Origin of the sequence: Pantoea sp. App145, from assembly GCF_047947045.1 — a bacterium.
In the GTDB taxonomy this organism is placed as follows: Bacteria; Pseudomonadota; Gammaproteobacteria; order Enterobacterales; family Enterobacteriaceae; genus Pantoea.
The window spans coordinates 680,214-699,502 of sequence record NZ_CP133290.1; the positions used below are offsets into that span (position 1 = coordinate 680,214).

The window sequence follows — 19,289 nt, forward strand, 5'->3', positions numbered from 1 at the left end:
CGCAATCTGTCAGGTACGACATTTACTTACACTGCCCCTTCGTCACCTCTGGTTCACATCGCTAAATGTTAGGAGGAAGGGTGAAAACACTCTTTATCACCGGTACCGACACCGCGGTGGGCAAAACCGTGGTTTCCCGCGCGCTGCTGCAGTGCTTTGCACAGGCAGGTCAGTGCGCTGTGGGTTATAAGCCCATTGCTAAAAGCGCAAAACAGACTCCTGAGGGTTTGCGTAACAAGGATGCACTGTTATTGCAGCAGGCTTCTGGCCTGGCATTACCTTATGCCGCGATCAATCCTATTACTTTGGAAGAGGATGAAATCAGCACCAGTCCCACCCATCAAATTGATTATCCGCTGCTCAGTAGAGGGCTGGCTGCCTTGCAGGAGCGCGCCCCGCATGTGGTGGTTGAGGGAACGGGCGGCTGGCGCTGCCTGATGAATGACCTGCAACCGCTCTCAAGCTGGGTAAAACAGGAGCAGTTAGCAGTGATTCTGGTGGTCGGGATTAAAGAAGGATGCATCAGCCATGCTTTACTGACTGCCGAGGCCATAGCACAGGATGGTCTGCCGCTGGTGGGTTGGGTTGCCAATCGCATCAACCCTGGGCTGGCACATTATGCTGAAATCATTGATGTACTGAGTGAAAAGCTGGCCGCACCGTTATTGGGTGAATTGCCCTATCTGCCGCGTGCGGAACAGCGAGATCTGAGTGGTTACCTCGATCTTTCGCTGCTGGATAACCGTCTGTCGCACAACGACAGTGCAAAACCAGCAGCCTGATGAAACGAAAAGTGGCAAATGCGAAGTGGCTGAATCTAAGGTTGCAGATTCGGCCGCCTTTTTTGCCAAATTAATCCCCTTAAAATTCAACATCCTGCCAAAAATATCACTGAAACTTATTGCTCTGGCGTGATTCATGCATCAGCTGACCTGATGAATTTACTGCCGGAGCACCGTTATGTCGCACTCAGATGAAAAAGGTTTGCTGTACGGGCTGGAAGCACGCATAGGCCCAGCCCCCGCATTTTTTGCCGCACTGCAACATGTGTTGGCCAGCGTAGTGGGGATCATCACGCCACCGCTGATTATTGGTTCGGTACTGGGATTACAGGCTTATATTCCTTATCTGATTAGTATGTCGTTACTGGTCTCTGGTCTGGGTACCTTTATTCAGGCGCGGCGTTTTATGGGCATCGGCGCTGGGATGATCTGTTTACAGGGCACCAGTTTTGCCTTCCTTGGCGTGATCCTGTCTGGCGGCCTGATGGTGAAAGCACGCGGCGGATCGCCGGAAGACATCATGGCGATGATCTTTGGTTGCAACCTGATCGCTGCGCTGATCCCGATGCTGATCAGCCGCTGTATCGCGCCGTTACGTAAAGTGTTAACGCCAGTGGTGACTGGCACAGTGATCACCCTGATTGGCATCAGCCTGATAAAAGTCAGCATCACTGACTGGGCCGGTGGTCATAACGCGGCTGACTTCGGCGCTCCGTGGAATCTGGCGCTGGGCGCACTGACGTTGTTGGTGATTGTGGCACTCAACCGTTCACGTAACCGCTGGGCACGACTGATTGCAGTGGTGGCGGGCATCGCCGTAGGTTGTATTGCTGCCGCACTGACCGGCCATCTGCAACTGAAACCGATGGCAACCAGCAGCTGGCTGGTGATGCCGGGTTTTTTCCGCTTTGGCTTCAACTTTGACTGGGCGATCTTTGTGCCGATTGCGCTGGTTTCTGTGATTAGCGTTATCGAAGCCGTTGGGGATCTCACCGCAAACTGCCTGCTGTCGCGCCAGCCAATTGAGGGAGAGGGCTTCCAGAGGCGTTTGCAGGGCGGCATCCTGGCGGATGGCATCAGCTGCGTGCTGGCCGCGATGTTCTCTGCTTTCCCGAACACCACCTTCGCGCAGAATAACGGTGTCATTCAGATGACCGGCGTCGCCAGCCGTTATGTCGGCATGGTGATTGGTCTGATGTTGGTGTTGCTGGGCGTGTTCCCGGTGATTGGCAATCTGTTGCAGCAAATTCCGCCGCCGGTATTGGGTGGAGCAACGCTGGTGATGTTCGGTAGCGTAGTCGCTGCGGGGATCCGCGTGATGACGCAGACGCCGCTGGGACGCCGTGAAATGCTGATCGTGGCGGTGTCATTTGGTCTGGGTCTGGGAGTAGAAGCGGTACCGGATGTGCTGAAACAATTCCCGATGATCATCACCAATTTGTTTGGCCATGCGGTGACCACCGGCGGCATCCTGGCGATTGTGCTCAACGTGATGCTGCCATCAGAGCAGAACAACGCCGCACTGACGACTGCGGCAGAGGACTCCCATTAAACACTGACGTAGCGGCGCGATTTATCGCGCGGGTTTTTCCCGCATCGTGCACGGGATTGCGCGATAAATCGCGCCGCTACGGATCAGTGCGGTTAAGGATTTAACCGCCGACGTGTCCGTCCCGAACTCAGATAGTCCGCAATATAATCCTGCGAAATCTCCCCGCTGTAACGGCCATCCTCATCGACAATCGGCATCCATACCAAATTGTGCTCATACAATTTGGACAGGACGACACGCAGGTTCTCTTCGGCTTTGCCGGTGACGGTAAAGGTATGCAGCATTTCTTCACAGCGTCCATTGGCCCCGCGTGCTTCGCGGCGTTTCACAAAGCCCAGCGGCTTACCATCATTATCTACCACCGTTACCGAGCGCATATCGTTATCATCCATGGTGGCGAAGGCTTCCTGTAGCGGGGTGCTGCGCTGCACCGTAATGGTCGGCTGCTGATCGGTGACGTCACCCGCCTGCACCAGCAACAAACGTTTCAGGGTCCGGTCCTGGCCGACAAACGATCCAACAAAATCATTCGCCGGTTTCGCCAGCAATTCATCCGGGCTGGCGCACTGCACAATTTTGCCCTGTCCAAACACCGCAATGCGGTCACCGAGCTTCAATGCCTCGTCGATATCGTGGCTGACCAGCATAACCGTCTTCTTTAATTGCCGTTGCATGTCGAGGAACTCATTCTGGATCACCTCGCGGTTAATCGGGTCAACGGCACCGAAAGGTTCATCCATCAGCAGTACCGGTGGATCCGCCGCCAGCGCGCGGATCACGCCGATCCTCTGCTGCTGGCCACCGGACATCTCGCGCGGGTAGCGATGCAGGAATTTTGTCGGATCGAGCGCTACCATGCTCATCAATTCGGTCGCACGTTCGCGGCAACGCTTTTTATCCCAGCCCAGCATGCGGGGCACCACGGTAATGTTCTCTTCAATCGTCATATTGGGGAACAAACCAATCTGCTGGATCACATAGCCGATATTGCGGCGTAGTGTCACGGTATCCTGCATGCTGGTGTCTTCACCATTGATCAAAATTCTGCCGCTGGTTGCGGGAATCAGTCGATTTATCATTTTCAGCGTGGTGGTTTTGCCGCAGCCAGAAGGACCGAGCAGCACACACATTTCCCCGGCGGGAACCTCCAGGCTGACGTTATCAACAGCATTGAAGCGGGTGCCGTTTTTCTGGGTAAAGGTTTTCGTCAGGTTTTCCAGTTTTATCATTATCGAATCCCCTTAGGAGTCAGCGCCGACTGCAAACGATGCAGCAGCCAGTCAAGTACAATAGCCAGCACACAAATCATCAACGCACCGGCAATCAACATCCGCACATCGCTGCCGCTGATGCCATCCAGCAGTTGCAGGCCCAAACCACCCGCACCGATCACCGCAGCAATCGCCATCACACCGACATTCATCACCACGGCGGTGCGGATACCACCAAAAATCACCGGCAATGCCATGGGGATCTCAACCCAGCGCAGGCGCTGCCAGAAGGTCATACCAATGCCACGTCCTGCTTCCCGCAGGCCCGGTGGTAAATTCTCTAGCGCGGTATGGGTGTTACGCACAATTGGCAGCAGTGAATAAAGAAACACGGCGGTGATGGCAGGCAGGGCACCAATACCCTGACCGATCAGCGAAAACAGCGGAATCATCAGGCCAAACAGCGCGATGGTCGGAATAGTCAGCACAATGGTGGCAACGCCCAATACCGGCGTCGCCAGCCATTTAAAGCGCACAATCAAAATGCCGAGCGGCACGCCAACGACAATGGCAAAACCCACCGCCACCAGCACCAGCCAGGTATGCTGCCAGGTCAGGGCCAGCAGGGTGTCCCAGTTATCCATGATGTAATGCAGGGTATCCATAGCGCCTCCTTACAGCATGTTTTTGGATTGAAGGAAATCACGTGCCACCTGTTCAGGGGACTGGTGATCGATATCGACGCGTTTATTCATCTCAGTGATCGCCTCGTCCGTGATCAACGGTGACAACTGATTCAGCGCCGCTGCCAGCCCGGGATGGCTCTCCAGCACATCTTTCCGCACCACCGGCGTGACGTTGTAACTTGGGAAGAAGTGCTTATCATCTTCCAGCACCTTGAGATCAAAGCCTTTGACGCGTCCGTCAGTGGTATAGATCAGGCCGGCATCAACAAAGCCTTCCAGCACCGCGTTGTACACCAGACCGGGGTCCATCTGCCGAATCTGTGGGCGGTCAAGCGGCATGTTATAGGCCTTCTGTAACGGCTTGAGACCATCAGAACGCCCGGCAAACTCCAGGTCCAGCCCCAGCTTCCAGTTATGATCCGGGTCGGTCTTACGAATCTGCTCCAGCTTTGCCACCAGCTGCGACATCGTGCTGATACCTTCCTTGTCAGCACGTTCGCGTTTCATGGCGAAGGCGTAGGTATTGTTCATGGGTGCCGGGTCCAGCCAGATCAGCCCCAGCTTACCGTCGAGATCTTTCACCGTTTGATAGGCCTGTTGCGACGACATCGGCTTATTGATGTGGTTAAAGATGATCAGCGACGTCCCGGTATATTCCCAGGTCATATCAATCTGTTTGTTGATCATCGCGTTACGACCAATGGTGGTGGCGATATTGGTTTTTGGGATCACCTGAAAACCTTTCTTTTGCAGCCACAACACCGTCATGGCGGAAAGGATGTGCTGCTCGGTAAAACTTTTGGTCGCCATCACGATGGGAGTGGCAGCCGCAGCGGCCTGGCTGAGTGCCAGGGTTGCGGTCAGCGCCAGCGCAGTGCGTTTCGCCCAGCGCGCCAGCAGGTTGGCAGTGGCCATCACAAGACTCCTGTGGTTATGCCGCTGAGTGCGGGCTGAGGATGCGTCCCACTGCGGCAAGCAGCATATCGAGAATCAGCGCGAACAGGGCGGTTGCCGCTGCACCGAGGATCAGCGTTGGGAAATCGTTGAGATAGATGCCCGGAAAAATCAGCTCGCCGTAGCTGCTGGCACCAATCAAAAACGCCAGTGGTGCCGTGCCAACATTGATGGCGGTGGCAATCCGTACCCCGGCGAGGATCACCGGCAGCGCATTGGGGATTTCCACCTGGCGTAAACGCTGAAATTTGGTCATGCCAATACCGTTGGCGGCTTCGAGCAGCGAAGGGGGCACCGCGCTCAGTCCAGCAAAGGTATTCCGCACGATAGGCAGCAGAGAGGCGAGGAACAGCGCAATTAACGCCGGGCGATCGCCGATGCCGACAATCACCATCGCCAGGGCCAGCACGGCCAGTGGCGGCAACGTGTTGCCGACGTTGAAAATCTGCATCACGTACTCGGCCCAGCGCCGGGCAAACGGACGGCTTAGCAAAATGCCGCTGGGAATGCCGACCAGCAGCGCGAAGAACATCGACCAGAACACCAAAAACAGATGCTGTTGCCCAAGGTAGATTAAATCCACCCGACGGGCACGCAGCGTATCCAGCCCGAGTCCCCAGACCAGCAGCCCAACCACCACCAAAATGGCAAGCACTGCCAACCCGGCTCGTCGGGCAAGCGATGCGTTTTGCATAGCGTGCTTCTCCCTGAATCATAAAAGCGTTGAAAAAATTAAGATTGCAGATAAAACGACTTCTTAATGTCACTTTTCCAGTGAAAACCGGGAAAGGGGTTTTAGACCTATAGCAACCTAAAACGAAACATGCCAGTTTTCAGGGGAAAATCAGACAGATAGAAAAAGGGGAAAAAATGGGTTCAGCCCGCATGAAATCAGGCAATTTATGACAATAAAAAAAATTCATCGAATTGTGTGACAATGTCACAACAGGGCGCACGCAGAGGAAATTGACGACGGCAAATTTCGTCTAGCCTTGAGACAAAGGAAGGTAAAAAAATGACTGAGAGCGCAGAAATACAAACGGGAAACCGCCACTGGATCCTCGTAGCCTGCATGCTGGCTATGTTTATGGCGGCAATTGAGGTCACCATTGTGGCGACGGCGATGCCCACCATCATTGCCGATCTGGGCGGCTTCTCGCAGTTTGGCTGGGTTTTCTCCATTTATCTGCTCACCCAGGCGGTGACGGTGCCGCTTTACGGGCGGCTGGCAGATATGTGGGGCCGAAAAACGCTATTTTTTGTTGGCGTTTCGCTGTTCCTGATCGGTTCGGTGCTGTGTGGTTTTGCCCACAGCATGACATGGCTGATTCTGTTCCGTGCTTTTCAGGGGCTGGGGGCGGGAGCCATCATGCCGCTAACCACCACCATCGTCGCGGACATCTACTCGCCGCGCGAACGCGCCAATGTGCAGGGCTGGCTCTCCAGCGTCTGGGGAGTGGCGGCAATACTCGGCCCGCTGAGCGGCGCCTGGCTGGTGCAGCACTTCAGTTGGGCGGTGATTTTCTGGGTCAACGTGCCGATTGGGTTGATTTCCATGCTGCTGCTGGCGCGATTCCTTCCCGCACGTGAACAACAACAATCTTGTGCATTGAACATCACCGGCTGCGCCTGGCTAATGCTAAGCGTCAGCGCGTTACTGATCGCCCTGTTGCAGGCAGAAGTGCTTGGCTACTGGTTGCTGTTTTTCGTGCTGATGGCGTTTATCGCCGCGTTTTTCCTCAAACGTCATGAGCAACGCGCGGCGGCACCCCTGTTCCCGCTGGCCATCTGGCGCAGCCGGTTAATTGTGGCGGGCAATGCGGGCAATCTGATTATCGGGGCAGCGATGATGGGGATCAGCGCTTTCCTGCCCACCTGGATTCAGGGCATTACCGGTGGCACACCGTTACAGGCGGGCAGTGCGCTGGCGATGATGTCGATTGGCTGGCCACTCGCCAGCACCCTGAGTGGGCGTCTGATGCTGATGACCTCTTACCGCTTTACCGCCCAGTTGGGAGCGCTATTGTTAATTGCCGGTAGTGCGTTATTGCTGCTGTTGCGCGCCGACAGCAGCATTTTGCAGGCTGGACTCACCGCTTTTGTCATCGGCACGGGCATGGGGATGACCAGCACCACCTTCCTGGTTTCGGTACAAAACCATGCGCATTACGAGATTCGCGGTATCTGTACCGCGTCGATTATGTTTAGCAGGATGCTGGGTTCGGCGATTGGGACGGCGCTGATGGGGGCGGTGCTGAATTATAACCTGATGCTACGGCTGCCGCAGGCTAGCGATCCGATGCAAAAAATCATGTCGCATGATAGCCGCCAGGCATTGCCACACGGAACATTGCAGGAGTGGATAGCCCAGATCGCCAGTTCGTTGCAATGGGTGTTTGTGGTGGCGCTGCTGATTGCCAGCCTGACACTGTGGATTGCGTGGTTGATGCCGCATCAGCGACCGGAGAATGAGTAGCGGCGTGAAAAGCCGCGCCGCTACAGGGTATGTTTACTGTGAAGATGAATCCTGTGAGCTGCCCGCAGCATTGGGTTCGTTGCTGTCAGCGTCGTGGTTCAGCTTTTTGTAGACAATTTTCTGACTGTCGTTTTCGCAATGGCCCACAACCTGGCCACCGGCCTGGTCGGCCTGATCGTTCGCGACGATATCCAGGGTGAAATCTGACTCGGCTACGCCGTTACTGATGATTTTTTTGCTGATATCTGCTTTTACGCTTTCACAGGAGGCCTGTGCCAGCATCGGCAATGCCAGCAGGGACAACAATACAACGGCTACACGTTTATTCATCACACACTCCTTTGGTTTTTATTCCCTTGATGACTATAGCAGCATCAGCGGCTTATGGGGCGACCGGGCGACCGGTGCGACGATCCAGACAGCGCAGGGTATTAGGTTCCCAGTAGGCGTTGACGTTATAGCTTTTTTCACAGGAGTCGCGGGTATCAAACGCTTTGTCAGCTTTATCGAACTCTTTTTCGACGCGGGTGTTGACCTTGTTGCGCAGGTTGCGGGTGTCATTCCATTGTTCTTTACTCTGACGTGCCGCCTCATTGCTGGCAGCGCTGTTGCCGTTTTCAATGATCAGCTTATCCGTCTGCGCGGAAGCCATAGGGGCAGCCAGCAGTACGCTGGAGGTCAGCACCGCAGCCAGTAGTGCGGGAAACAGTTTTTTCATCATCTTTTCCTTCAGTTAACGCCAGCACAGCCGCGATGGTGGCTGTAACAACAATGGTCGCTAGTATATCATCGCTGCTTCTTTACTCACCAGCGGTGAGGCATTTGTTGAGACTTCTGAGAGACTTTTTATGCTGGTTAAAACCGCACTGTTGTTCTTTTTCACTGCCATCGCGGAAATTGTTGGCTGCTTTCTGCCGTGGCTGTGGCTGAAGAAGGGGGCGACGGCATGGCTGCTGCTACCGGCCGCGGCCAGCCTGATGCTATTTGTCTGGTTGCTGACGTTACACCCGGCGGCGAGTGGGCGCGTCTATGCCGCCTACGGTGGTGTGTATGTGATGACGGCGCTGATTTGGCTGCGGGTGGTTGATGGGGTAAAACTCAGCCCGTGGGACTGGGCAGGGGGCCTGATAGCCTTAAGTGGCATGCTGATTATTGTGGCTGGCTGGGGTAGTGAAGCGTAGCGGCGCGATAAATCGCGCCGCTACGATTTATTCTTTATGAACCTTCAGACCGGCCAGTGTTTGTGTCACCGGCATCATCTCCAGCGTATTGATATTGACGTGCTTCGGCAGCGTCGCGACCCAATACACCGCTTCGGTGACATCTTCGGCTGTCAGTGCGGTGGTGCCTTCATACACTTTATCCGCTTTGCCATCGTCGCCTTTAAAACGGACATTGGAAAACTCGGTACCGCCTACCAGACCTGGTTCGATATCCGTCACACGCAGCGCGGTGCCGTGCAAATCGGTACGCAGATTCAGGCTGAACTGACGCACGAAGGCTTTGGTCGCACCATAAACGTTGCCCCCTAAGTACGGCCAGCTACCGGCAATTGAGCCGATATTGATAATATGACCGACGTTGCGTTCCACCATGGCTGGCAGCAACGCGCGCGTCATATACACCAAACCTTTGTTATTGGTGTCGATCATATTTTCCCAGTCTTCAATATTGGCCTTGTGTGCTGGCTCTACGCCTAACGCCAGACCGGCATTGTTAACCAGCACATCAATATTGCGCCATTCGGCAGGCAGGGCGGCGATAGCCTCCTCGATGGCCGCGCGGTTACGCACGTCCAGCTGAACGGTATACAGATTGTCGCCCTGCTCGTCTTTCAGTGCCTGCAGGCGTTCAGCGCGGCGTCCGCTGGCGATCACTTTATGACCGGTAGCAATGAAGCGGCGGGTGATACTTTGACCAAAACCGGCGGTCGCGCCGGTAACAAAAATAATCATCTCACTGTTCCTTAAACAATTTCAGGTTCCAGACCACACCTTAGCATTAACCCTGATTTTCTGCCCATGAAGAGTGGTGACTGAATTTATCATGCACAATGATGGCGCAGGCCTGCACCACGATGACACACGTCACTCTCACACCAATCGCACCAAAAAGGCCAGTTGTTAAATCGCAACCGATTGCGACCCCAGGCAACCGGTTGCGCATTCGGTTGCCTGGGGTTCGCAACACAAAAACACGAAAATAAACGCAACTCATTGTAAATTAGAATAAAAATAACAAATCTGCGTTGGCATGTTGTTTGCAATCTGCATAAAAGGCCGTCACCTGCCATAACAAAGAGAAAGCCGGGTGCTTTCTCAATTAAGGAACATTTTATGCCTTTTGCATCCGAAACCACACTGCGGGCCAGCTTTTTTGACTTTACCGCCCTGGCTAGTCAGCCTGACACCATAGCCGATCAGGCTCGTTACCTCGAAGATGGGGTACTGACACTGCGCGACGGCAAAGTCGTCAGCCTGGAAAGTTGGGAAACTGCGCAGACACATATCAATCTCGCCAACCTGACCGACCTGCGTGGCAAACTGATCGTGCCGGGTTTTATCGACACCCATATCCATTATCCACAGACCGAGATGATCGGCGCATTTGGTGAGCAGTTGCTGGAATGGCTGAATCAATACACCTTTCCGGTAGAAAGCCAATATCACTGCCCCGACCACGCCGCGCAGATGTCGGCATTTTTTCTACACCAGCTGCTGGCGAATGGCACCACTACCGCGCTGGTGTTCGGAACGGTGCATCCACAATCGGTCGATGCCTTATTTAGCGCTGCGGAGCAACTCAATATGCGCCTGATCGCTGGAAAAGTGATGATGGATCGCAACGCGCCGGCTTATCTGACGGAAACGCCGCAAGCCAGCTACCTGCAAACCCGTGACCTGATTAAGCGCTGGCACAATCGCGGGCGGTTAAGTTATGCGCTGACACCGCGTTTTGCCCCTACATCATCGCCTCAGTTGCTGGAAAAAGTGAGCCAGCTGCGTGCGGAATTTCCCGATACCTGGCTGCATACCCACCTGAGCGAAAATCCGCAGGAAATTGCCTGGGTGAAAGAGTTATTCCCGGAGCACGAAGGCTATCTTGATGTCTATCACCAGCACCAGCTCACCGGGAAACGCAGCGTGTTTGCCCACTGCCTGCATCTGGAAGACCATGAATGGCAGTGCCTGCACGACACCGATTCGTCGATAGCCTTTTGTCCAACCTCCAACCTGTTTCTCGGCAGCGGATTATTTAACATCAAACGCTGCTGGCAACAGGGGGTGCGTATGGGGATTGGCACTGATGTCGGTGCTGGTACCACCTTCAATCTGCTCCAGACGCTGGGCGAAGCCTATAAAGTTGGCCAGCTGCAACGCTACAAACTCAGCGCCTGTGAAGCCTTCTACCACGCAACGCTGGGTGGGGCGCATGCGCTCGATCTTGATCATGCCATCGGCAATTTCAATCCCGGTAAAGAGGCGGATTTCGTGGTACTTGACCCGGCAGTATCAGCTTTACAGCAACTGCGCTATGCCAACAGCAAAGATATCTGGGAAAAACTGTTTGTGCTGATGACGCTGGGTGACGATCGCAACATCGCCCAGACCTGGGTTAATGGTCAGCCCGTCTGGCAACGTGACAGCGGGGTGAAAGCTGCATGATTCAGTTTCTGCTTAATAACCGTCTGGTGACCGAGCATGCCCTCGATCCCAATCTCACCGTGCTGAATTATCTGCGTAATCACCAGCAACGACGTGGCACCAAAGAAGGCTGCGCCTCAGGCGACTGTGGTGCCTGTACCGTGACGCTGGGCAAGGTAGTGGATGGTCGTATGCACTATGAAACGGTAAACAGCTGCCTGACGCTGGTCAGCAGCTTGCAGGGAAAACAGTTGATCACCGTGGAAGACCTGCGCCAGGGGAACGATCTGCACCCGGTGCAGCAGGCGATGGTTGATTGTCACGGCTCACAATGCGGCTACTGCACGCCGGGATTTGTCATGTCGTTATTTACCTTACAGAAAAACAGTAACGGCTGGGATCGGCATCAGGCAGAGCAGGCTCTGGCGGGGAATCTGTGCCGTTGCACCGGTTACCGTCCGATAATGGATGCGGCGCAGCAGGCCTGCGCACAGCCAGCCAGTGATAACTTCAGCCAGAGCGAGGCCAGTCTGGTGCAGCGCTTACAGGCGTTGGTCAGCAATGAAGTGCAGGTGCTGGACGCCAATGGTAGCCGGTGTTTTGTCCCTAAAACGGTGGAGCAACTGGCGGCGTTGTATCAGCAGCATCCGCAAGCGCGTTTGCTGGCGGGTGGCACCGATCTCAGCTTACAAATCACCCAGCAGTATCAGCGTATCCCGCTGTTAATCGCGCTGGAGCAGGTAGCGGAGCTGAAGACCTGTCTTGAGGATGATGAAAGCTGGCGTCTCGGCGCGGGGGCATCACTGCATCATTGTTATCAGTTTTTGGCGTCGCGCATTCCGGCATTCAGTGCCATGCTGGAGCGTTTCGCTTCACTGCAAATCCGCAATCAGGGGACGCTCGGTGGCAATATCGGTAATGCCTCACCGATTGGCGATGCCGCGCCAATGCTGCTGGCGCTTAGCGCCCGGCTGGAATTACAGCAGGGGGGGCATTGTCGTGAAGTGGAGCTTGAACAGTTTTTCACCGGTTATCGCCAGACGGTGTTACAACCGGGCGAGTTTATCCGCGCCATCATCATCCCCCGTGTGACAGTGTCACCTGATTTTGTTGCCTGGAAAGTGTCAAAACGCCTGGATGACGATATTTCCGCCATCTTTGCCGCCATCAATATCCAACTGGAAAACGGTACGGTGCAGCGTGTGCGTATGGCCTTTGGTGGCATGGCAGCCACACCCAAACGTGCATTACATGCTGAGGCTACGCTCGCCGGTGCGCCTTTTAATCTGGCCACCATTGAAACTGCCTGCGCTGCCCTGAGCCATGATTTTCAGCCACTGAGCGACTTCCGCGCCAGCGCGGCTTATCGCCTGCAAGTAGCGCGTAATCTGTTGCGGCGCTACTACGCGCAGGCCAGTGGTGAACTGACCATTGCCGAGGTAACGCGCTATGTCTCATAACCGCCCGCAATTGAATGAAACCCTGTTAAAGACGCAGTTTGACGCCGGGATCCAGACGGGCGTCGGTCGCAGCCGTAAGCACGAGAGCGCCGATAAATACGTTTCCGGCGAAGCAATATATATCGACGATAAACCGGAACTGCCCGGTTTGCTGCATCTGTGCCCGTTACTCAGCCCGCATGCCCATGCACGTATCACCCGGCTCGATGTGCTGCCCTGCTACGCAGTGCCAGGCGTGGTCAGTGTTTTGACCTGGCGTGATGTGCCGGGGATCAACGATGTTGGTCCGCTGGAACCCGGTGATCCGCTGCTGGCGCAGGATAAAGTCGAGTACCTCGGTCAGGTGGTGATTGCCGTCGCCGCCGAGTCCCCGGAAGCGGCACGCGCCGGAGTGGCGGCGGCTATCGTCGAATATGAACCGTTACCGGCGATTCTGGATGTGTGCGAGGCGCTGGAGCAGGGATATTTTGTTCAGCAACCTCATGTCCATCAGCGCGGTGACGCCGATGCTGCATTGGCGCGCGCGCCACACCGTATTCAGGGCAGTTTTCATATCGGTGGCCAGGAACATTTTTATCTCGAAACCCAGACGGCACTGGTGATCCCCGGTGAGGATGCCAATTTACAGGTGTTCTCCTCCACACAAAACCCCACCGAAGTGCAGAAGCTGGTGGCAGAAGTGATGGGGATCAGCATGAACAATGTCACCATCGATATGCGCCGCATGGGTGGGGGATTTGGCGGTAAAGAAACGCAGGCAGCAGGGGTGGCCTGCCTGTGCGCGATTGCCGCGCGCCAGACCCGGCGGGCAGCGAAAATGCGTCTCGCCCGACGTGATGACATGCGTATCACCGGCAAGCGTCATCCCTTTTATGTGCGTTACGACGTCGGTTTCGATGATGAAGGACGTTTCTGCGGGGTGAAGATCGATCTGGCAGGAAATTGTGGATATTCGCTCGATCTTAGTGGATCGATAGTCGATCGAGCCATGTTCCATGCCGATAATGCTTATTACCTCGGCGATGCGCTGATTACTGGTTACCGCTGCCGTACCAACATCGCGTCAAATACCGCCTATCGTGGCTTCGGTGGTCCGCAGGGCATGGTGGCGATTGAGCAAATCATGGACCACATCGCGCGTGAGTTGCAGCTCGACCCACTGGAACTGCGCAAACGTAACTACTACGGTAAGCAGGATCGCAACGTCACCCATTATCACCAGCAGGTGGAAGATAATCTGCTGGATGAGATCACCGCGCAGCTGGAAAACAGTAGCGACTACGCGGCGAGGCGCAGCGAAATTCAGGCGTTCAATGCGGCCAATCGGGTGATGAAACGCGGTCTGGCGCTGACGCCAGTTAAATTTGGCATCTCATTCACCTCCAGCTTCCTCAATCAGGCCGGGGCGTTGATTTTGATTTACACCGACGGCACGGTGCAGTTGAACCATGGTGGCACCGAAATGGGCCAGGGACTGAATACCAAAGTGGCGCAGATCGTCGCTGAAGTGCTGCAAATCGACATTAGCCAAATCCAGATCACCGCCACCGATACCGGTAAAGTGCCCAACACCTCACCGACGGCCGCCTCCAGTGGGGCCGATCTGAACGGCAAAGCCGCCCAGGATGCGGCGCAGACGTTGCGCGATCGCTTAACTGAAATGCTGTGCAAACTGCATCAGTGCGGACCGGAGCGGGTGAATTTCAGCAACGGCATCGTCCGGGTCGGAGAGCAGCATTTTACCTTCGCCCAGGTCTGCCAGCAGGCATGGCTGAATCAGGTGCCGCTTTCTGCCACCGGCTACTATCGCGTACCGGGCATTCATTACGACCGCAACGCCGGGCGCGGCACGCCGTTTTACTACTTCGCCTATGGCGCGGCCTGCTGCGAAGTGCTGGTGGATACCTTCACCGGCGAGTACCGCCTGTTGCGTGCCGATATCCTGCATGACGTGGGCGCCTCCCTGAATCCGGCGATTGATATCGGCCAGGTGGAAGGGGGATTTGTGCAGGGCATGGGCTGGCTGACCTGTGAGGAACTGGTGTGGAACGATCAGGGCAAACTGCTGACTGATGGACCGGCCAGCTACAAAATCCCGGCTATCAGCGATGTCCCGGCGGATCTGCGCGTCACCCTGGTGGAGAATCGCAAAAATCCACAGCAGACGGTGTTCCACTCCAAAGCCGTCGGCGAACCGCCGTTTATGCTGGGGATTGCCGTGTGGTGCGCGTTGCAGGATGCGATCGCCAGCGTGGCGGATTATCGTCAGCATCCACTGCTGGATGCGCCTGCCACACCGGAACGGGTTTTCTGGGGCGTCCAGCGCCTCTCTGGAGCGGATGATGATCTACCACGACTGGATTAGTGTGCTGCATAGCCTGCGGGAAAAACGGCAGAGTTGTGTGCTGGTGACCGTGCTCAGCGAGCGAGGTTCGGTGCCGCGTGACAGCGGCAGCAAAATGGTGGTCACCGCCAGCGACAGCTTTCTCACCATTGGCGGCGGTCATCTGGAATATCAATGCCTCGCCCAGGCACGGGAGATGCTGCAACAGCAGCGTGCTACGCCGCATAGCGAGGAATTTGCGCTGGGTGCGCGGCTGGGGCAGTGTTGTGGCGGCATGGCAACGATTTTATTTGAGCCGCTGATGCAGCAGCAGCCAGAAATTCAGGTATACGGTGCCGGGCATGTCGGCCAGGCACTGGTACAGTTGCTGGCAACGTTACCCTGTCACATAACCTGGATTGATAGCCGTGCAGCGCAGTTCCGCACAGTGCCGGATGGCGTCTCGGTGCGGCAGCTGGAGGAGCCGGTGGACGGTGTAGCCGAAGCGCGGCCGGGCAGCTATTTCGTGGTGATGACCCATCATCATCCGCTCGACCTGGCGCTGAGCGAAGCCATATTGCGTCGTGGCGATTTCTGTTATGCCGGGGTGATTGGTTCGGAAACCAAAGCGCAGCGTTTTCGCTATCGGCTGGAGGGGAAAGGGATCGCAGCGGATACCCTGGCCCGCCTGCGTTGCCCGATCGGCTTACCGGATGTGAAGGGCAAGCTGCCAGCAGAAATTGCCGTGGCGGTGGCAGGAGAGATCATTAGTGTTTATCAGCGTCAGACGATGAGTTGTTGAGACGACGCGAAACTGCCAGGATAGAGACATCCCGCCGGACCCTGTTCCGGCGTTGCTGATGATCAGGAGCGATAATGAATTCAAGAACGAATCCTTTTTTCACCGCCAGCACCTTGCCGTACCAGACCCCACCGTTTGACCTTATTCAGGAAGCAGACTTTCTCCCGGCGCTGGAAGCCGGTATTGCAGAGAAACGCCAGCAGGTCGCGGCGATCGCCAGCAATCCGGAACCTGCCACCTTTGAAAACACCTATGAAGCACTGGAGCGCAGCGGGCAACTGCTGAGCCGGGTTAATCTGGTATTTGGTGCCATGACCTCCGCCAATACCAGCGAACTGCTGCAGGAAGTGGATGAAATCATCACTCCGCAGCTGACGGCGCTGAACGATGAAATCACGCTGAACAGCCAGCTGTTTGCCCGTCTCGACAGCGTTTATCAGCACCGCGGTACGCAATGCCCGGATGCTGAAGCGATGCGCCTGGTGGAAGTGGTCTGGCAACATTTTCAGCTGGCGGGCGCCAGCCTGGATGAGGCTGACAAAGACCAGCTGCGTGCCTGTAATCAGGAGCTGGCCACGCTCGGTACAAAGTTTGGTAATCGGCTGCTGGCCGCCACCAAAACGGGGGCGTATACCGTCAGCAATCCGGCGGCGCTGGCCGGACTCAGCGATGAGGAACTGGCCCATGCCAAAGCGGCGGCCGAAGCACGCGGCCTGTCGGGCGAATGGTTAATTCCGTTGCAAAACACCACCCAGCAACCGGTGCTGCAATCGTTAAGCGTACGTGCAACACGCGAGGTACTGTTCCAGCGTTCGCTGACGCGTTGTGAGCTGGGCGATGAAAACGACACCCGCGAGCTGGTACTGCGCATGGCAAAGCTGCGCGCGCAACGGGCCAGTCTGCTTGGCTTCAAAACCTACGCCGAGTGGGGTTTGCAGGACCAGATGGCGAAGACCCCGGAAGCGGCGTTGAGTTTTATGCGCAATATCGTGCCTGCCGCCCGTGGACGGGCCGAGCGGGAAGCGGCAGAGATTCAGCAGGCCATTGAACAGTCGCACCATAGTTTCCCGCTGCGCGCCTGGGACTGGAACTTCTACGCTGAGCAGGTACGTAAAGACAAATACGCGCTGGATGAAAGCCAGATTCGCCCGTACTTCGCGCTGGAAAACGTGCTGGAGAAAGGCGTGTTCTGGTCAGCCAGCCAGTTGTTCGGCATTCGCTTTAGCGAGCGTCATGATTTGCCGGTTTATCATCCCGATGTCCGCGTATATGAGATTTTCGATGCGGATGATACGCCGCTGGCGCTGTTCTACACCGATTTCTTTAAACGTGATAACAAAAGCGGCGGCGCATGGATGAGCAACTTTGTCGATCAATCGACACTGCTGGGCAGCAAACCCGTCATTTACAACGTCTGTAATTACACTAAACCGGCGGCAGGTCAGCCAGCGTTGCTTAGCTGGGATGAAGTTATCACCCTGTTCCATGAGTTTGGTCATGCGCTGCATGGTCTGTTCGCTTCGCAGCGTTATGTCACGCTGTCTGGCACCGCCACACCGCGTGATTTTGTCGAATTCCCGTCGCAGATTAATGAACACTGGGCCAGCAACCCGCAGGTGTTCGCCAATTATGCCTGTCATTATCAGAGCGGCGAGCCGATGCCTGCTGAACTGCGGGAGAAAATGGTGCGTGCGGCGAAGTTCAACAAAGGTTACGACATGACGGAGCTGCTGGCAGCCGCGTTGCTGGATATGCAATGGCACTCGCTGACCCCCCATGATAATCCCGAAGATGTCAGCCATTTTGAATTGCAGGCGCTGGCGGCGGAAAATATCGCCCTGGCAACCGTCCCGCCGCGCTACCGCTCCAGCTATTTCCGCCATATCTGGGGCGGCGGCTATGCAGCGGGTTATTATGCTTATATCTGGACGCAGATGCTGGCCGATGATGGCTATCAGGCATTTGAGGAGCGGGGCGGCTTAACGCGGGAAAATGGTCAGCACTTCCGTGAACACATCCTGTCACGCGGCAACAGCACCGATTTGCAGTACCTGTGGCTGGCCTGGCGCGGCAAAGCGCCGGAAATCGGCCCGATGCTGGAGAATCGCGGGCTGTCGTAACTACCGCCACCTGGTGCGCATGAATGCGCACCCTACAGGAGTAGGTCGGCATTGATGCCGACCAGGCCACTTACCCCAGCGGGCCACCTTCGATGGTGTCGCACATACCGGCCAGCACCCGCTCGCCGGTTTCATTTTTCAGATCCTGATACCAGGCGGCGGTAATGGCCGCGTCCTTCGCGTGCGTGACATCACAACGCTTACGCGCTTTCAGCACTAAATCTTTGGTACGTTCCACGCGACGCGCCTGATAACGCAGTAACGCATCTTCTATCCCCAGCGAATGGGCTGCCAGCGTCTGCGCCAGCACAATGGCGTCTTCCATTGCCGCGCATCCCCCCTGACCAATATCCGGCGTGGTGCTGTGCGCCGCATCACCCAGCAGCGCTACCCGGCCTTTGACAAACTGGCTGAAGGGTTCGATATCGTGGATTTCTACGCGATTGGTGGTGTCCGGGTTGATGGTGTCGATCAGACGCTGCACCGGCTCTGCCCAGCCAGCAAAATAACCTTTCAGGTCGCTTTTCAACGTGCTGCGATCTTCCGCTAATCCCTTTGGCAGCGGGACATCAAAGAAGAAGTAGAACCGGTTGTCGCTGACGGGCATCAGCGAGACGCGCTTGCCTTCACCGACAAACGTGGTCCACTGGTCCGCCGGGGCGATGCTTTCATCGATGGTCACCAGGCCATTCCAGTTAACGTAACCGGCATAGCGGCGTTCAACGTTTTCACCCAGCACATAATGCCGGATAACCGAGTGGGTACCGTCAGCCGCGATGAGAAAATCGGCGCTTTGCTGGCTGCCATCGTCAAACCAGGCGGTGACGCCTGACGCGGTTTGTTCCACCTGAGTCACGCGCTTACCAAAGTTGATGCGTGAGCGGCCATAGGTATCAATCAGCATCGCCTGGAGTTCAGCACGGGCGACCGGATAGGGATATTCGCCCACCTGCTGTACCAGCGGTGACATGCTGAAGCGGGTCAGGGTGCTGCCGCTGTGGGCATCGTTGTAGGCCATAAACGCCATATTACCGCCCAGCGCACGTAGTGATTCTTTCATGCCGAGGGCATTCAGGCACTTCACACCATTGGGCCAGATGGAAATGGCGGCACCGACCGGTTTCATCTCTTTCACCGCTTCGAACACCACCGTACTAAAACCTTCTTTCTCCAGCGCAATCGCCGCGCTCATTCCGCCGATGCCAGCACCAATCACAATCGCTTTCATAATCGTCTCCTTTGCAATACGGATTAGGCTTGCAACTTTTGTACCAATAGG

At 55.9% G+C, this 19,289-nt stretch carries 17 protein-coding genes; 9 read left to right on the plus strand and 8 right to left on the minus strand.

The features are described 5' to 3' along the window. Window positions 1-65 precede the first annotated feature (65 nt). Together bioD and RCF31_RS03060 are read left to right on the plus strand one after the other, a co-directional pair. Window positions 66-782, plus strand: coding sequence for a dethiobiotin synthase (bioD, locus tag RCF31_RS03055; protein ID WP_299453762.1), 717 nt, complete (start codon window positions 66-68; stop codon window positions 780-782). Between the two features lie 178 nt (window positions 783-960). Further along, entirely contained in the window at window positions 961-2,334 is a 1,374-nt protein-coding gene (locus RCF31_RS03060) for a nucleobase:cation symporter-2 family protein (protein WP_416412458.1), read from the plus strand. 92 nt (window positions 2,335-2,426) lie between these two features. Here the strand turns inward: RCF31_RS03060 and osmV are convergent, their stop codons facing one another. Genes osmV through RCF31_RS03080 form a run of 4 tightly spaced genes read right to left on the minus strand, consistent with a single transcriptional unit; the run spans window position 2,427 to window position 5,879 of the window. Next, a complete protein-coding gene (osmV, locus tag RCF31_RS03065) occupies window positions 2,427-3,563 on the minus strand; it encodes an osmoprotectant ABC transporter ATP-binding protein OsmV (protein ID WP_084874894.1) in 1,137 nt (378 codons plus the stop codon). Continuing rightward, a complete protein-coding gene (gene osmW / locus RCF31_RS03070) occupies window positions 3,563-4,210 on the minus strand; it encodes an osmoprotectant ABC transporter permease OsmW (protein WP_416412459.1) in 648 nt (215 codons plus the stop codon). Before osmW ends, osmV begins: the two co-directional genes overlap by 1 nt. Window positions 4,211-4,219: 9 nt before the next feature. After that, a complete protein-coding gene (locus RCF31_RS03075) occupies window positions 4,220-5,146 on the minus strand; it encodes a glycine betaine ABC transporter substrate-binding protein (protein WP_409521805.1) in 927 nt (308 codons plus the stop codon). Window positions 5,147-5,162: 16 nt separating this feature from the next. Then, window positions 5,163-5,879 (minus strand): ABC transporter permease, encoded by a 717-nt coding sequence (locus RCF31_RS03080; protein ID WP_299453772.1) that lies wholly within the window; start codon window positions 5,877-5,879, stop codon window positions 5,163-5,165. 321 nt (window positions 5,880-6,200) lie between these two features. Here RCF31_RS03080 and RCF31_RS03085 point away from each other — a divergent pair, with 321 nt between their 5' ends. Next, window positions 6,201-7,661, plus strand: a complete 1,461-nt coding sequence (locus RCF31_RS03085) for an MDR family MFS transporter (protein WP_416412460.1) — start codon at window positions 6,201-6,203, stop codon at window positions 7,659-7,661. Window positions 7,662-7,694: 33 nt separating this feature from the next. Here the strand turns inward: RCF31_RS03085 and RCF31_RS03090 are convergent, their stop codons facing one another. Together RCF31_RS03090 and RCF31_RS03095 are read right to left on the minus strand one after the other, a co-directional pair. After that, a complete protein-coding gene (locus tag RCF31_RS03090; RefSeq protein WP_299449234.1) occupies window positions 7,695-7,991 on the minus strand; it encodes a DUF1161 domain-containing protein in 297 nt (98 codons plus the stop codon). Window positions 7,992-8,043: 52 nt separating this feature from the next. After that, window positions 8,044-8,379, minus strand: coding sequence for a DUF1283 family protein (locus tag RCF31_RS03095; RefSeq protein ID WP_299449254.1), 336 nt, complete (start codon window positions 8,377-8,379; stop codon window positions 8,044-8,046). A 133-nt stretch (window positions 8,380-8,512) separates the two neighbouring features. On the opposite strand from RCF31_RS03095, the gene RCF31_RS03100 reads away from it, so the two are divergent. Further along, window positions 8,513-8,842 (plus strand): YnfA family protein, encoded by a 330-nt coding sequence (locus RCF31_RS03100; protein WP_313688229.1) that lies wholly within the window; start codon window positions 8,513-8,515, stop codon window positions 8,840-8,842. A gap of 27 nt (window positions 8,843-8,869) precedes the next feature. Here the strand turns inward: RCF31_RS03100 and ydfG are convergent, their stop codons facing one another. Then, window positions 8,870-9,616: a bifunctional NADP-dependent 3-hydroxy acid dehydrogenase/3-hydroxypropionate dehydrogenase YdfG gene (gene ydfG, locus RCF31_RS03105; protein WP_416412461.1), complete on the minus strand. Its 747-nt coding sequence runs from the start codon at window positions 9,614-9,616 to the stop codon at window positions 8,870-8,872. A 381-nt stretch (window positions 9,617-9,997) separates the two neighbouring features. Here ydfG and guaD point away from each other — a divergent pair, with 381 nt between their 5' ends. From guaD to dcp, 5 genes are all read left to right on the plus strand, one after another. Beyond that, window positions 9,998-11,326 (plus strand): guanine deaminase, encoded by a 1,329-nt coding sequence (guaD, locus tag RCF31_RS03110; RefSeq protein ID WP_416412462.1) that lies wholly within the window; start codon window positions 9,998-10,000, stop codon window positions 11,324-11,326. Next, window positions 11,323-12,765: a xanthine dehydrogenase small subunit gene (gene xdhA, locus RCF31_RS03115; protein WP_416412463.1), complete on the plus strand. Its 1,443-nt coding sequence runs from the start codon at window positions 11,323-11,325 to the stop codon at window positions 12,763-12,765. Before guaD ends, xdhA begins: the two co-directional genes overlap by 4 nt. After that, window positions 12,755-15,130 carry a xanthine dehydrogenase molybdopterin binding subunit gene (gene xdhB / locus RCF31_RS03120; protein ID WP_416412464.1) on the plus strand — a complete coding sequence of 792 codons (2,376 nt, stop codon included), beginning with the start codon at window positions 12,755-12,757 and terminating at the stop codon, window positions 15,128-15,130. The genes xdhA and xdhB overlap by 11 nt, the downstream gene beginning before the upstream one ends. Beyond that, entirely contained in the window at window positions 15,108-15,890 is a 783-nt protein-coding gene (gene xdhC, locus RCF31_RS03125) for a xanthine dehydrogenase accessory protein XdhC (protein ID WP_416413198.1), read from the plus strand. Before xdhB ends, xdhC begins: the two co-directional genes overlap by 23 nt. 74 nt (window positions 15,891-15,964) lie before the next feature. Then, window positions 15,965-18,010, plus strand: coding sequence for a peptidyl-dipeptidase Dcp (gene dcp, locus RCF31_RS03130; RefSeq protein ID WP_416412465.1), 2,046 nt, complete (start codon window positions 15,965-15,967; stop codon window positions 18,008-18,010). A gap of 70 nt (window positions 18,011-18,080) precedes the next feature. On the opposite strand, the gene hpxO is transcribed toward dcp, so the two are convergent. After that, a complete protein-coding gene (hpxO, locus tag RCF31_RS03135; protein ID WP_299449245.1) occupies window positions 18,081-19,238 on the minus strand; it encodes an FAD-dependent urate hydroxylase HpxO in 1,158 nt (385 codons plus the stop codon). Between the last annotated feature and the right edge of the window lie 51 nt (window positions 19,239-19,289).

What these genes read in the sequence shown, in the direction of transcription:
- bioD (WP_299453762.1), top strand. Translation starts at nt 66, where the DNA reads ATGTTAGGAGGAAGGGTGAAAACACTCTTTATCACCGGTACCGACACC.
- RCF31_RS03060 (WP_416412458.1), top strand. Translation starts at nt 961, where the DNA reads ATGTCGCACTCAGATGAAAAAGGTTTGCTGTACGGGCTGGAAGCACGC.
- osmV (WP_084874894.1), bottom strand. Translation starts at nt 3,563, where the DNA reads ATGATAAAACTGGAAAACCTGACGAAAACCTTTACCCAGAAAAACGGC.
- osmW (WP_416412459.1), bottom strand. Translation starts at nt 4,210, where the DNA reads ATGGATACCCTGCATTACATCATGGATAACTGGGACACCCTGCTGGCC.
- RCF31_RS03075 (WP_409521805.1), bottom strand. Translation starts at nt 5,146, where the DNA reads ATGGCCACTGCCAACCTGCTGGCGCGCTGGGCGAAACGCACTGCGCTG.
- RCF31_RS03080 (WP_299453772.1), bottom strand. Translation starts at nt 5,879, where the DNA reads ATGCAAAACGCATCGCTTGCCCGACGAGCCGGGTTGGCAGTGCTTGCC.
- RCF31_RS03085 (WP_416412460.1), top strand. Translation starts at nt 6,201, where the DNA reads ATGACTGAGAGCGCAGAAATACAAACGGGAAACCGCCACTGGATCCTC.
- RCF31_RS03090 (WP_299449234.1), bottom strand. Translation starts at nt 7,991, where the DNA reads ATGAATAAACGTGTAGCCGTTGTATTGTTGTCCCTGCTGGCATTGCCG.
- RCF31_RS03095 (WP_299449254.1), bottom strand. Translation starts at nt 8,379, where the DNA reads ATGAAAAAACTGTTTCCCGCACTACTGGCTGCGGTGCTGACCTCCAGC.
- ydfG (WP_416412461.1), bottom strand. Translation starts at nt 9,616, where the DNA reads ATGATTATTTTTGTTACCGGCGCGACCGCCGGTTTTGGTCAAAGTATC.
- guaD (WP_416412462.1), top strand. Translation starts at nt 9,998, where the DNA reads ATGCCTTTTGCATCCGAAACCACACTGCGGGCCAGCTTTTTTGACTTT.
- xdhA (WP_416412463.1), top strand. Translation starts at nt 11,323, where the DNA reads ATGATTCAGTTTCTGCTTAATAACCGTCTGGTGACCGAGCATGCCCTC.
- xdhB (WP_416412464.1), top strand. Translation starts at nt 12,755, where the DNA reads ATGTCTCATAACCGCCCGCAATTGAATGAAACCCTGTTAAAGACGCAG.
- xdhC (WP_416413198.1), top strand. Translation starts at nt 15,108, where the DNA reads ATGATCTACCACGACTGGATTAGTGTGCTGCATAGCCTGCGGGAAAAA.
- dcp (WP_416412465.1), top strand. Translation starts at nt 15,965, where the DNA reads ATGAATTCAAGAACGAATCCTTTTTTCACCGCCAGCACCTTGCCGTAC.
- hpxO (WP_299449245.1), bottom strand. Translation starts at nt 19,238, where the DNA reads ATGAAAGCGATTGTGATTGGTGCTGGCATCGGCGGAATGAGCGCGGCG.